This is a genomic window from Cohnella luojiensis (assembly GCF_004564235.1).
In the GTDB taxonomy this organism is placed as follows: Bacteria; Bacillota; Bacilli; order Paenibacillales; family Paenibacillaceae; genus Cohnella; species Cohnella luojiensis.
This window is the reverse complement of record NZ_SOMN01000032.1, coordinates 1-13,501: the sequence shown is the minus strand read 5'-3', so window position 1 is coordinate 13,501 and position 13,501 is coordinate 1. Positions and strand designations below refer to the sequence as shown.

The 13,501-nt window shown below is 50.5% G+C and carries 11 protein-coding genes; all 11 read left to right on the top strand.

Annotated features, from left to right (window positions below; translation table 11 throughout):
- Window positions 1-343: 343 nt before the first annotated feature.
- The 11 genes from E2980_RS18480 (at window position 344) to E2980_RS18435 (ending at window position 13,354) form a co-directional block, all read left to right on the top strand.
- Entirely contained in the window at window positions 344-1,180 is an 837-nt protein-coding gene (locus tag E2980_RS18480; RefSeq protein ID WP_135153704.1) for an electron transfer flavoprotein subunit beta/FixA family protein, read from the top strand.
- Window positions 1,177-2,211, top strand: a complete 1,035-nt coding sequence (locus E2980_RS18475) for an electron transfer flavoprotein subunit alpha/FixB family protein (RefSeq protein WP_135153703.1) — start codon at window positions 1,177-1,179, stop codon at window positions 2,209-2,211. Before E2980_RS18480 ends, E2980_RS18475 begins: the two co-directional genes overlap by 4 nt.
- A complete protein-coding gene (locus E2980_RS18470; RefSeq protein ID WP_135153702.1) occupies window positions 2,195-3,490 on the top strand; it encodes an FAD-dependent oxidoreductase in 1,296 nt (431 codons plus the stop codon). Before E2980_RS18475 ends, E2980_RS18470 begins: the two co-directional genes overlap by 17 nt.
- Window positions 3,472-3,798 (top strand): ferredoxin family protein, encoded by a 327-nt coding sequence (locus E2980_RS18465; RefSeq protein ID WP_135153701.1) that lies wholly within the window; start codon window positions 3,472-3,474, stop codon window positions 3,796-3,798. Before E2980_RS18470 ends, E2980_RS18465 begins: the two co-directional genes overlap by 19 nt.
- Before the next feature lie 17 nt (window positions 3,799-3,815).
- Window positions 3,816-3,968, top strand: coding sequence for a hypothetical protein (locus E2980_RS24320; RefSeq protein WP_167747177.1), 153 nt, complete (start codon window positions 3,816-3,818; stop codon window positions 3,966-3,968).
- Window positions 3,969-4,278: 310 nt separating this feature from the next.
- Complete coding sequence (locus E2980_RS18460; RefSeq protein ID WP_135153700.1) at window positions 4,279-7,050, top strand: beta-galactosidase; 2,772 nt, start codon at window positions 4,279-4,281, stop codon at window positions 7,048-7,050.
- 115 nt (window positions 7,051-7,165) lie between these two features.
- Window positions 7,166-8,035 (top strand): ABC transporter permease, encoded by an 870-nt coding sequence (locus E2980_RS18455; protein ID WP_240703095.1) that lies wholly within the window; start codon window positions 7,166-7,168, stop codon window positions 8,033-8,035.
- Between the two features lie 12 nt (window positions 8,036-8,047).
- The gene (locus E2980_RS18450; RefSeq protein ID WP_135153698.1) at window positions 8,048-8,953 is read left to right on the top strand and encodes a carbohydrate ABC transporter permease; all 906 of its coding nucleotides are present in this window, start codon (window positions 8,048-8,050) and stop codon (window positions 8,951-8,953) included.
- Window positions 8,954-9,060: 107 nt separating this feature from the next.
- Entirely contained in the window at window positions 9,061-10,662 is a 1,602-nt protein-coding gene (locus E2980_RS18445) for a DUF3502 domain-containing protein (RefSeq protein WP_135153697.1), read from the top strand.
- A gap of 107 nt (window positions 10,663-10,769) precedes the next feature.
- On the top strand, window positions 10,770-12,245 hold the full coding sequence (locus E2980_RS18440; RefSeq protein ID WP_135153696.1) for a glycoside hydrolase family 30 protein: 1,476 nt from the start codon (window positions 10,770-10,772) through the stop codon (window positions 12,243-12,245).
- 74 nt (window positions 12,246-12,319) lie between these two features.
- The gene (locus tag E2980_RS18435; protein ID WP_135153695.1) at window positions 12,320-13,354 is read left to right on the top strand and encodes a LacI family DNA-binding transcriptional regulator; all 1,035 of its coding nucleotides are present in this window, start codon (window positions 12,320-12,322) and stop codon (window positions 13,352-13,354) included.
- The last annotated feature ends 147 nt before the right edge of the window (window positions 13,355-13,501 follow it).

The following is a 13,501-nucleotide window of genomic DNA, read 5'->3' as shown; positions in this document are numbered from 1 at the left end:
TTGAAACTAACTACCGGGAAGACGTATGTGGTTACTCTGCACAATGGGCACACCCTTGAAGGTGAGCTGCAGGATCTTAAATACGAGGGGGAAGAGGTTTACTCTTTGTGGAATTGCATGGGTAGCCATCCCGTTTATGTGTCTTTGGGCGAGACCGAGGATATAAAGCTTAAGTAAATTTAGCGCATGCTTCCGAAATCATTTCGGATGCATGCGTTTTTAGTATCTAGAATGCGATGCAGCGCTGCCATAGGACAAACCCAGGCATGTTATCGGAACTCCCCTAATATAGATAAGTTGAACGGGATCCGGTTATCTAGCAAGCACGGAAAGGGTGAGTAGCATGCTGCATATCGTCGCCTGCATCAAGCAGGTGCCGGATACGAAAATCATCAAGATGAATCCGAAGACCAATACGATGGACCGCTCCAGCGCCCCGGCGATCCTGAATCCGTACGACTCGCATGCGGTAGAGGAGGCGGTTCGGCTCCGGGTCCGGTATGGCGGCGTCGTGTCGGTGCTTACGATGGGGCCGCCGCCGGCGGTTAAGGCCATACGGAAATGCATCGAGATCGGCGCGGATGAAGGTTATATGATTACGGATCGGGCATTTGCGGGTGCGGATACGCTGGCTACCAGCTATGCGCTAACGAAAGCTCTCGAGAAAATTGCGGAGATTCGCCCTATCGATCTCATCATCTGCGGCAAAATGACGATAGACGGGGACACCGGCCAAGTCGGTCCGGGAATCGCGCGAAGATTGGATATGCCACCGCTGACTTCCGTGAACAAAGTAGCCGAAATCAATCAAGCGGAAGGCTATGCTATCGTGCACCGAAAGCTGGAGGATGGATACGAGGTCATCCGGTCGGCATTGCCGTGCCTGTTCTCGGTGGAGAAGGATATCAATGAACTTCCTTATTCTACTCTCCCGAATATGTTAAGGGCTGCTCGTTATCAGCCGCATATCTGGTCGGTTAGCGATCTGGGCGATATCGATAAGACGCAGCTAGGCTTGAAGGGTTCGCCGACGATCGTCAGCTCGGTGTGGGCTCCGCAAAAGCCGCAAGGAGGGCAGATGCTGGATGGCGATCCCCAAGATCAAATCAAACAGCTGCTGGACATCGTTCTCGCGCGCAAGGAATTGTTCGAATCGGCCGCAGGAGGTGATGGCTCTTGAATTTCGAGGATTATCGCGGAGTATGGGTGTTCATCGAGGAGAAGGACGGCGCGGTTGCGCCGGTGTCGCTCGAGCTGTTAGGGGCGGGGAAACAGCTTGCGGATAAGAGGAAAACGGAGCTCGCCGGAGTCATTATAGGCGATAACGTGCGTATGCTTGCTCAGACGGCATTTGAATTCGGAGCCGATAAGGTATACATATACGATGATCCTATATACCGGTATTATCGGACGGAGACATATATGCGTGCTATGCTCGCTTGCGTGGAGAAGCACAAGCCGGAAATCCTCCTCTATGGCGCCACCTCGACGGGGAAGGATTTAGCTAGCGCAGTGGCGACCGATCTTCCGACGGGCTTGACGGCGGATACGACGCAGCTGGACGTGGAGGAAGACACGGGCTTACTGCTCGCCAGCCGTCCCGCGTTCGGCGGTAACATTATGGCGACGATATTGTGCAAGAAATATAGGCCTCAAATGGCGACCGTGCGCCCTAAAGTAATGAAAGCGCTGCCCCGAATCAAAGGAGCCTCAGGTCAACTCATCGAAGAAAGCATCCCGATTACGGAGGATGATATCCGCACCAAAGTGTTGGAGATCGTCCGGACGACGATCAAGCGCGTTCGCATCGACGAAGCCGACATTATCGTGGCGGGAGGCAAAGGGCTTGGAGGACCGGCCGGCTTCCAAGTCATTCATCAGCTGGCGGAGACGATTGGCGCAGCGGTAGGGGCGAGCCGCGACGTGGTGGAGGCGGGCTGGATCGAACACCACCATCAGGTCGGCCAGACGGGAGTGACGGTGACGCCCAAGATTTATTTTGCCATCGGGATATCCGGCGCCATTCAGCACTTGGTCGGCATGCAGAACTCCGGACTCATCATTGCCATCAATAAGGATCCGGCGGCACCGATCTTTCAGTCTTCGCATTATGGCATCGTAGGAGATGCGCTAACGATCGTGCCCATGCTCACCCAAGCTTTCAAAACCGCGCTAGGAAGAAAGGAAGAGGTCGATGCCGGAAAAGTTTGATGCCATCGTCGTCGGAGCAGGACCCGCCGGAATTGCGTGCGCATACGAGTTGGCCAAAGCGGGCGTTAACGTGTTGCTTATCGAGAGGGGAGAATATCCCGGCTCCAAGAACGTGATGGGCGGCGTCCTCTATCGGAAGATGATGGAGGAGATCGTGCCGGATTTCCACAAGGAAGCGCCGCTGGAACGCCCGATCGTCGAGCAAAGGTTCATGATGATGGATAAGGCATCGGCCCTCACCTTCTCCTACAAGGGGATGGAATGGGCGGAGGAGCCTTTCAATAATTTCACCGTGCTAAGGGCAAAGTTCGATCAATGGTTCGCTTCCAAAGCCGTCGAGAAGGGAGCCTTGCTCGTCAACGAAACGGTCGTGCTGGAATGCATCGTGGAGAACGGGAAAGTCGTCGGAGTACGGACGGATCGTCCGGACGGAGAGCTTCGCGCCGACGTGGTCGTGCTGGCGGACGGGGTGAATTCGTTGCTGGCCAAGTCGCTCGGCTTCCATAAGGAGTTCCGTCCGGACGAAGTGGCGCTTGCCACGATGGAAATCTTGAAGCTGGATAAGAAGGTCATCGAGGACCGATTCAATCTGGAAGAAGGCCAGGGCTGCACGATAGAGCTGTTCGGAGACGCAACTAAAGGCATTCTGGGCACCGGTTTTCTGTACACGAACAAAGATACTTTGAGCATCGGCGTCGGAACGTTACTTTCCGGGCTGATTAAGCATAAGATAAAACCATACGAGCTGATGGAATACGTGAAAACGCATCCGATGATCCGTCCTTACATACAGGGCGCGGAACCTCAGGAGTATCTCGCCCACCTGATTCCGGAAGGCGGGTACAACTCGATTCCGAAGGTGGTCGGAGCCGGGGTGCTCGTCGTCGGAGACGCGGCTCAGCTCGTTAACGCGATCCATCGCGAAGGCTCCAACATGGCGATGACCTCGGGAAGGCTCGCGGCGGAGACGATCGTGGCGGCGAGAGAACGCGAGGACTTCTCCGAGGCGTCGCTGGACGAATACCGTCGGAAGCTGATGGGCAGCTTCGTCGGTCAGGACATGAAGAAATACAAGGATTCCACCCACCATTTCGACAAGTTTCCGCAATACTTCGAACAGTACATTCCTATGATGAACAAGGCGGCTAGCCAGATGTTAACGGTCGACGGCTCCTCGAAGCGGGAGAAGCAGAAGAAGATTTGGAGCGACATCGGCCCGGCGAAGCAGAAGTTCAAGATTGCCCGCGACCTGTTCAGGGCATGGAAGGTGATGAAGTGATGAGCGAACCGCAACCGGCCTCCGCCAAGGGCGCCAACATCGAGGAGAAGCAGTATTTGCTCAGATTCAACGCCGATACGCAGTCTCACCTGCACGTCATGGATACTGAAGTGTGCATGACCAGCTGCCCGGATAAGATCTGCACGATCTTCTGTCCGGCCGAAGTGTACAAATGGGAGGAAATCCGCATGCATGTAGGTTACGAGGGCTGCCATGAATGCGGAAGCTGCCGGATCGGGTGTCCGCACCAGAATATCAAGTGGGTGTATCCCAAAGGCGGACACGGCATCGTCTTTCGACTCGGGTGACAGGGGTGGAGCGCGGGATGAAGATCGGAGATCACGTCGTATACGTGCAGGACGGTACCAAGGGCGTCATCATGGAAGTCCACGATAACCTATACCACATTATCTGGGAGGACCACTTCAGCAGTTGGGAATACGGCGAAAGGTTAAGAATACTGGAAGCTTACCCGTAGTCTATGCGGGTAAGTTTTTTTTCTGCGACTGATGAAGTCTTATTGACGCTGCACCTTCACTGCTAGTCATCTATCCTCTACGGAGTATTACAAAGTATTGCGCTTGACAAAAATAAAGTTCAGTATTAATATCAATTTGAAAGCGCTTCATATTTTTTTTCTCACAAATGTAACCCGTTTCATTCAACAAACTCAGAGATGTAGTTACACGATTTTTATTTTTTAAGAATAATGAAACCGGATTCATGAAACGGGTTACATTATTTGTCGAATACTTAACGCGTTGTTCATCGAACGGGGGCTAGTTTACATGCAAGACGTCATGCCTATTCAATTAACCAAGCAAGCAGTTCGAGTAAATGGAAAGTCTAGCATAATCGTGTCTGCATCGGTCTTCTACTTCCGAATTCCTCGAGAGCTATGGAAGGACAGATTAGATCGCCTAAAGATAGCTGGTTACAACTGTGTCGACGTCTACTTCCCTTGGAATTTTCATGAATTGTCTGAAGGGCAGTGGAGCTTCGAAGAGGAGCGGGATGCGGAAGAGTTCCTGCGTTTGGTTAACGAGGCAGGGCTGTGGACGGTAGCAAGACCCGGTCCTTATATTTGCTCCGAATGGGATGGAGGAGCGCTTCCGGCATACCTGCTCGCAAAAGAAGGTATGACGCTTAGGGATAATGATCCCGCTTACCTGCAGTATGTGTCCTTATGGTTCGAGAAGATTCTCCCCATTCTTCGCCGGCAGCAGGTCAACGAGGGCGGCTCCGTCATCTGCATCCAGCTGGAGAATGAATTGGATTTCTACGGTTGCCAAGACCCCCATGGATATATCGCTGCGCTGCGCGACATGGCATTGGGACATCGGATTGAGGTTCCGTTGATTGCATGCGCAGGACAAGGCGGATTATACGAGGCCTTAGGCTTTGCGGATGGGGTTATTCCTACCTGCAACTTCTATCCGAACGATACGGATCCTGAATTCGAAGAGAAGGTGCTTCAATACACGCAACTGCTCGGGGAACGTAATCAGCCGCTCTTAGTAACCGAGACGAATCGTTCCCACTTCCTGCTTCGAAGATTGTTATCCGCCGGCGCTAAGCTGCTCGGACCTTACCTGCAAGTATCCGGAACGAATTTCGGCTTCACTAATGGAACGAATAACTGGGGAAAGCCCCTAGCCTTCATGACTTCCGACTACGACTTCGGAGGGATGATATCGCCTGAGGGGCAGCTAAGACCGGAGGTTTACGAAGGCAGGCTCCTGAATCGGTTGATCCAAGCCTACGGGTCATCACTGGCAGAAGCTTTGCCGACAGGGGAAGCAAGCCCCTTCCGCATGGACACCGCTCCAGCGAGCGGTCTAATCGGGCCGACAGCGCTTCCGCTTAGTCTGGGAGGACATTTAGTCTTCTTGCACAATACATCGGAACATAGCGTAACGGCGTTTCTGAATATAAGGCACTCCGATGAAGCAATATCAATAACTCTCGCTGAGCGCAGCACGATAGCCGTACCATTTGAAATTCCGCTCTCCGACTGGAAATTCTCGGGACAGTTGCTCTACTCGACGGCTGAACTGTTTCTCCTAAAGACACTTGCGAATGAAACGATCGCGGCATTCCATGCCGACAACGATGGAGAAATGGTATTCCAATTCGATGAAGAGATGGAATGGGAAGCGAACGGGGGAGAAGTGAAAAAGAACGGCAACCGGGTTCGCTTTACGTTCGGGTCGCAAAGCAGCTCCTCCATTATTAAAGGAAATGCTTCCAATGGACGCCGGCTCATCATTGTAATCATGGATCGGAATACCGCGCTTTCGTTGGAAGATATCGGTTTGGCTGGACAGATTCAAACCGAGCCATTGCCCGCATATGACGATGAACCCGTATCCTTGACCGTTTCATGGTCCGAATTTTCCATTGATCCTGTTGCCCCGGTCGGTCCTGCCAAGACAAGAACGATCGAGCATGCGGATTATTTGGAGAAATTGGGCATTAACCGTGGGTATGCCTGGTACCATGCCAAGGATTCGATGCCGAGTAACCTGCGCCGCGAAGGCATTCTCGTACGCAAAGCAAGCGACATCATCTCCGTGTATACGGGTAACGTTTATGCAGGAACTGCCGTTCCAGGCGGATCCAGCAGTTTTCTTCCAAATGCCGGCGAGCAGGCGGGGGAGTTCACGGTGAGAACCGAAATCTGGGGACATACCAACTTCGACGACGCAAGGAAACCTGCTCTGCGCCTGAACTCGATGAAAGGGCTTCAAGGACTTGTTGCCGTTAGCAAGGTCAAAGATCTTAGCGGCAATTGGAAAAGGCAGCTCGTTAAGGAAGATCGGGCAAAGCTTGCGGATCCAGCATTCGATGACCGACATTTGCCGGTAACGGGATTCGGCGGATGGTTACAGATGGAACGTCCGATGGTGGAATGCTTCCGCAAGTCGTTCGAAACTTCACGGTACGCTGATTCTTGGACATTGCATTTCGAAGATTTGCAAGGACTCGTAGAGGTATATGCAAATGGAGTTGCAATAGCTTCCGTTACGCCTTTCGATCCTTTCGTTGACATTTCCTCTTGCGTTACTCCTGGAGAGCAAGTACAGCTGTCGGTGTTCCTGGACCGCAGACTCGAAGCCGATGCCGGTAAAGTAATATTGTATGAGGGGCATGCGGCGCAGGATTGGAGGATTACGGAATGCGCCGAGAAGGAGCTTGCTCATCATGCGGCTAGCAAGTCTATCGAAGCAAGCGATATTGAGCTGCCGATAACGCTTAAAGCCGGAGAGTCCCGTTGGTTGTTCGGCAAGATCCTTCCTTCTCCAAGCGAAGGAGGATGGCGCGTGAAGGCAACAGGCTCAGGAATGAAGCTATCCGTGCTATTTCAAGGTCGACTCGTTTCTCGGATTTGGTTGCCTGGGGGAGATGCCCGTCCTGTAATGAGCGGAGGCAGTCCGGATTCGTTCTGGCTGCCCGGTCCTTGGTTCTCAGGAACGGAAGGCGACTTAGCGGTATATCTAGAAGCGGTAGATCCAAATGGCTCATGCGTGATCGAACAATTCGCTTTCATTAAAGCTTAATAGGAAAGGAGAGCAGCCGATGCAAACAACCGAATCCATTGCGTTGAAGCAGAAAACTCCCTACGCAGGCATATCTCGAACTAAAAAGCTTTGGAACAACCGAACGCTTCTGCTCATGTGTTCTCCCGCCATATTATTTTTCATCATCTTCGCGTATTTGCCAATGCCCGGCTTGTACCTCGCCTTCATTAAGTACAACTATTCGGACGGCATATTCAGAAGTATGTTCGTAGGGTTCGATAACTTCCGGTTCCTCGTCATTAACGGAGACTTATGGCGACTTACGGTGAACACGATCCTCTACAACTTGGCTTTTATTATATTGGGTAACGTTCTTCAAATTGTCGTGGCGGTTCTTCTGAACGAACTGCGTAAAAAGTGGTTCAAGAAGGTTGCCCAGACGTTCATGTTTCTCCCGTACTTCATATCCGCGGTGCTGATCGGGCTCATTGCCTATAACTTTCTGAGCTACGATTACGGGATTCTAAACAGCGTGCTCGAATCGTTGGGGTTCAATCCTGTGAAAACCTATTCCGATCCCCATATCTGGCCTTTTATTATCGTCCTAGTCTACTTATGGCAGACGACGGGTTATGGCTCCATTGTTTATTTCGCGGCAATCATGGGATTGGACAGCGAGATAATCGAGGCTGCCGAAATCGACGGCGCCAACGCTTTCAAGCGTATTATCCACATTATCATTCCGTGGCTGAAGCCGACTTTCATTATCTTGCTGCTGTTCTCGCTCGGCGGCATTCTCAAAGGAAACTTCGGTTTGTTCTACAACTTGGTTGGCGCCAGCAATACGATGCTGTTCCCAACGACAGATATTATCGAAACTTATGTCTTCCGCTCTCTTATGAATAACTTTAACTTCTCGATGGGAAGCGCTGTCAGCTTGTATCAATCAGTATTCGGCTTCATCATCGTCGTTTCCAGTAACTGGTTCGTCAAAAAAGTATCACCCGAAAATTCATTATTCTAGGAGGCGGCACGAATGGAAAATGTCTCGCGAAGCATTCGGACTAATGCCGCGGAGAGAGTCGTCGGTTTTATCGGCTACGGAGTTATCGGACTGTTTTCCATTTGCTGTCTGCTGCCTTTCGTGCTCGTACTCGGCACGTCGTTCACGGCAGAGAATACTATCCAGAAGTACGGCTTCAATTTCTGGCCTAAGGATTTCTCCACGTTCGCTTACAAGATCGTGTTCGAGAATCCGGATTATGTCATCGGGGCATATGGAGTAACAGCAGCGATAACAATCTTAGGAACGATATTGGGTTTATTCGTAGTAGCTATGACCGGTTATGCCTTGCAGAGACCGGATTTTAGTTATCGGAACAATATTTCCTTCCTTATTTACTTTACGACGCTGTTCTCTGGCGGGCTAGTTCCTTTCTACTTGCTGATCACACAATATTTGAGCTTGAAGGACAACTACCTGGCCGTGCTGCTGCCCGGCTTGCTAAGCCCCTTTCTCATTATCATGATGAAGGCGTTCGTTGCATCGATACCGCATGCGATCACGGAGTCAGCCAAAATCGACGGCGCCGGGGATTTCACGATTTTCGTCCGGCTGATTCTGCCGATGACGACACCCGCCTTGGCGACGATCGGACTGTTTATTGCCCTCGGGTACTGGAACGAATGGTATCATGCCATGCTGTTTCTCTCAGCGGACATGAAGTACCGACCCTTGCAGCTATTCTTATACAACGTCATTACAAGCGCGGATTTTATCCGGAACTCATCCGCATCTTCCAACGTCCCGTTACGAGATATGCCGCTCGAGTCGATGAAGATGGCGACCGCCATTGTGGCGACAGGGCCCGTCATTCTGTTCTTCCCTTTCGTTCAACGATACTTCATTAAGGGGATTACAGTAGGCGCAGTTAAAGGTTAATGATGCTAGTTGTGTAGGGAGAGCTCATATAGAGACTCCTTCACATAAATTGAAACCGGTTACAGTCAGGCTCTGTATTCTAATTAACCTAGGGGAGGAAAAATGGTATGAAAAGAGCAACAAAGTTAGTCTCACTCGTAATGTCAATTATTCTGGTAATTGTTCTAGCTGCATGCAGCGGCAACAATGAAGAAGCGAACAGCGGCAGCAGCGCAAGTAACGCGGGAGGTAAGGAAAGTACACCGGCAAGCGCTGAAGGCGGTGCAGTAGATACCTCGAAGTTCGTTAAGATTAGTTATGTTGTACTGGGCGACAAGCCAAAGAACGGTCAATTCGATAAAACGCTGGAAAAAGTCAATAAGCTCATGAAAGAGAAAATCAATGCGGAGCTGGAATGGAAATGGGTCGAATGGGCGGATTGGTCCACGAAATACAACCTGCTGCTGGCGTCAGGCGAACCGATCGATCTGATCACGGTTGCTACCGACTGGCTGGATACATGGAATAATGCTCAGAGGGGCGCCTTTACTCCGCTCGACGAGCTGCTGCCAAAATATGCGCCGCAAACGTGGGAATCCATCCCGGAAGAGGATTGGGCGCAAACGAAATTTAAAGATCAAATCATGCTCATTCCTGAGAACGATTTTACGCAATGGGTTAACCATGGTATTTTCTATCGCGGAGACTGGGCCAAGGAAGCGGGAATCACAAGCCCGATTATCGATTTCGAAACACTGGGCAAGTATTTCCAATACGTCAAAGATAATAAACCGGACACTGTACCTTGGGATGCTCAATCCAGCGGGATAGCACCTTATCTAGGATTTACGAACTCGTATTCAGATATGATTGAGCTTCCTATTGGAACTGGTTATTTAATGACATTCTTTGCGAAGTCGTTCGATGAGAAGTACACGGTCGATAGCCCGATTTTCAACGACGTATTCTTGAATATGGCGAAGATGATGAAGGACTGGGCAGACAAGGGCTACTGGCGCGAAGACATACTGAATTACAAAGGAGATACTCGCACCTTGCTTAAAGCGGGCTTATCCGGCGCTGATGCGCATCACACGCAAACTTTCGCTGGATTACGCGTGCAAATGGACAAAGAGCAGCCAGGCTCCGAGCTTGCAATGTTCCCATTCTCCGCGACTCGCAAAAATCTGATCGAGCTGTCGATCACTCATGGCGGCACTTCGCTTGGCGCACACAGCAAAAATCCTGAACGAGCGCTGATGGCCTATGATCTGATGCGCAATGACAAAGAGATTTATCAACTGATCAACTTCGGTATGGAAGGCGTTCAATACGAGCTCAAAGACGGTAAACGCGTAAAACCGGCTGGCTATGATGAAGCAAGAGATGGTTTCTACTCTGACTTCTGGGGTGGTCGCGTCGACAAATTCGAGATACCTTCCGATGGGACATGGGATGGCGTATCCCAATATTTTGCAGAATATGACACCTACAAAAAGCCATACCCTTACGGACAGTTCGTGTTCGACAAGAGCAGCATCGATGCTGAGCTGACGGCAATTTCACAAGTAACTGGGGAGATGGGTCCTGCGATCCTATGGGGAAAAGCAGGCGATCCGGTAAAAGCGGTTGAAGATTTCCGCAACAAGCTGAAAGCCGCAGGATACGATAAAGTGCTGGCGGAAATTCAGAAGCAAATGGACGCTTACAAGAAACTAATCGAAGGCTAATAGCTGACCTGCCATATCCAAGCAGAAAAGTATAGTCGAAAGGAGCGGGGCTGTCCAGGAGGACAGCCCCACACTTTTCCACTCATGAACAAAGCGAGGTCAAGAGCATGAGAAAAAGAAGAATCTTCATATTCGGGATTGCTCTGATTTGCGGGATGGTTGGAGGAGGAGTCTATATGTGGGGACAGGGTGAAGGGCAGAAGGGTCCGAGCAAGGCAAAGGCGTTCGAGACAGAAGCGATAGAACTGCGGCTTCAAGAAGGTTATGAGGGATTCGAAGGTTGGGGTACGTCGCTCGCATGGTGGGGGCATGCGCTGGGCGGCTGGAAAGATCAAGCTCAGGTGCAGAACGTGATGGATCTGCACTTTGACCCAGTTAAGGGACTTGGACTAAATATTGTGCGCTATAATATCGGCGGCGGCGAGAATCCGGCGTATCATACGATGCGTCCAGGCGGAGATATTCCTGGATTTCAGCCTGAGGAAGGCCGGTGGGATTGGGAAGCGGATGCGAACCAGAGGGCCATTCTTCAGGGGGCGATAAAGCGCGGCGTCAATCTCGCAGAGGCTTTCTCGAACTCGCCGCCTTACTGGATGACGATCAGCGGATCGGTCACAGGGGCGGAGAACGGAGGCAACAACTTAAGAGAAGATTCTTATGAAGCTTTTGCAGACTATCTGACGGAGGTCGTGAAATATTATCGCGATCATTGGGGAATCACCTTTAGATCATTGGATCCTCTTAACGAGCCGTCTTCAAATTGGTGGATCAAAGGCAATGGACAAGAGGGAAGTCATTTCGATTCGGGTAAACAGGCGGAAATCATACGCAAGACAGCCGATTCTCTCCGGAGTAAAGGGCTGACGGGAACGATCGTTAGCGCACCGGATAACAATAGCATTGACGAAACCATAGGATCAATTGAGGCGTATGATGATGCGACGCTTCAAGCGATCGGCCAGATCAATGTTCATTCCTATAACGGCACCAAAATGAAGGAGCTTCGAGCTCTTGCCGAGCAGAAGGAAAAGCGATTATGGATGTCTGAGTATGGAACGGGCGGCAGCGCTTCGCACAGTCATGAGGACATGACAAGCGTAATGGAATTGGCCGCAAGGATTATGTCCGATCTTAAGTTCATGCAGCCGAAGGCTTGGATCTATTGGCAAGCTGTCGAGGATGAAGGGGCAAACAATAACTGGGGCTTTATTCACGCCAATTTTATTGGAGACGAGAATTATGAGCTAACGAAACAATATTATACCATGGCGCAGTTCAGCAAGTTTATTCGTCCGGGATCTCTGATTGCACCTACAATGGATGATCAAACGCTAGCTGCCTATGACCCTGAAGCTAAACAATTATCGGTCATCATCCGCAATGGATGGATTGATCGTAAAATGGTCATTGACCTAACGCCTTACCGGTTCGAAAATGCCCAAGCTGAAGCCTATCGCACATCCTCTACGGAGAATCTGCAACAGCTTACCGCAATACCGCTCTATGAGAACGGGTTTGAAGTAGAATTTGTAGAAAATTCGATTACGACGGTTATCATGAAGGAGATCGAATTAAAACCATGAATGTAACCCTTTTCATTAAGAGCATTGTTTTGATATAATAGGGCGAACTTCTTTGCAGGAAGGATAATGTTTGCTTGAGACAAATTACCATATATGATATTGCCAATGAAGCTAAAGTATCCGTTGCCACCGTCTCTAGAGTATTGAACGGAACAGCACCGGTTAAGGTCTCTACAAGAGCGAAGATCGAGGCGCTCATTCAAAAGTATCAATTTCAGCCTAATGCGATGGCTAGAAGCCTTCTTTCGAAAGAAACGGGTATTATCGGCGTTATTCTGCCCGACCTCACCAATCCCTTTTTTCCGGAAGTGTTTGCAGGTGCGGAGCTGGAAGCCCAAGAATCGGGACATACATTCCTGCTGTGCAATACAATGGGCCTTTATACCAAAGAGTCCGAATATCTTAACATCATGCAGGAAAAACGCGTAGACGGCATTATTTTTCTTGGGGGACGGATTAACCTAAAGGATTGCGAACCGCACCTCGTCCAGGAAGTCGTCGATCATGCTAATAAAATTCCGATAGTTCTTGTTAACGGAAACCTAAGGAATACCGAGCTGACCCGTGTTGTTACGGATGAATATGCGGGAACTGTATTCGCCGTGCGTCACTTGATCGAGTTGGGCCATACGCAGATTGGCTTTATAGGCGGGGAAAGCCATACGACGACAACCTCCATCAAGCTGCGCGCTTTTCGCAAAACGCTGCGAGATGAGGGTCTCCCGGTGAAAGAAGACTGGATTTTAACGGATAGCTTTTCCATGGAATCGGGAAGGCAACTGATGCAGAAACTGTTGGAACTGAGTGAGAAACCCACCGCTGTATGCTGCGTGAATGACTTTACGGCGATCGGAGCGATTAAGACAGCCGGCGAGTACGGCTTGAAAGTCCCGGATGACATTTCTATTGTCGGCTTCGATGATATTCCGCTGGCACACCATGTCATTCCCGAGTTGACAACAGTATCCCAACAAGCGAGCGAGCTTGGTCAAACAGCTGTTAAAGTGCTCCGACAAATGATGAACAAAGGAAAAGTGAAGAAATTAACTTCTCTTGAGCCGCAGCTTATAATCAGGCAAAGCACGGCGCCAATTAAGAGTCCTCTCTGAAGAGAGGGCTTTTTTATTGCTTGCGCGCCTAGTCAAGCTAGGCACAACTAGCCGGTGAAAGTCCGGTCGAGGTAAGAGCCAAGTCGCCTCGTAGCTGACGGGCAACTGGTGGAGAGATCCTAAGGTTGAAGCCCCGTGACAAAGTAA

Bases quoted from the DNA above. Each gene is read 5' to 3' on its own strand.
- E2980_RS18460 (WP_135153700.1), top strand. From the start codon at position 4,279: ATGCAAGACGTCATGCCTATTCAATTAACCAAGCAAGCAGTTCGAGTA.
- E2980_RS18470 (WP_135153702.1), top strand. From the start codon at position 2,195: ATGCCGGAAAAGTTTGATGCCATCGTCGTCGGAGCAGGACCCGCCGGA.
- E2980_RS18450 (WP_135153698.1), top strand. From the start codon at position 8,048: ATGGAAAATGTCTCGCGAAGCATTCGGACTAATGCCGCGGAGAGAGTC.
- E2980_RS18465 (WP_135153701.1), top strand. From the start codon at position 3,472: ATGGAAGGTGATGAAGTGATGAGCGAACCGCAACCGGCCTCCGCCAAG.
- E2980_RS24320 (WP_167747177.1), top strand. From the start codon at position 3,816: ATGAAGATCGGAGATCACGTCGTATACGTGCAGGACGGTACCAAGGGC.
- E2980_RS18480 (WP_135153704.1), top strand. From the start codon at position 344: ATGCTGCATATCGTCGCCTGCATCAAGCAGGTGCCGGATACGAAAATC.
- E2980_RS18440 (WP_135153696.1), top strand. From the start codon at position 10,770: ATGAGAAAAAGAAGAATCTTCATATTCGGGATTGCTCTGATTTGCGGG.
- E2980_RS18455 (WP_240703095.1), top strand. From the start codon at position 7,166: ATGTGTTCTCCCGCCATATTATTTTTCATCATCTTCGCGTATTTGCCA.
- E2980_RS18445 (WP_135153697.1), top strand. From the start codon at position 9,061: ATGAAAAGAGCAACAAAGTTAGTCTCACTCGTAATGTCAATTATTCTG.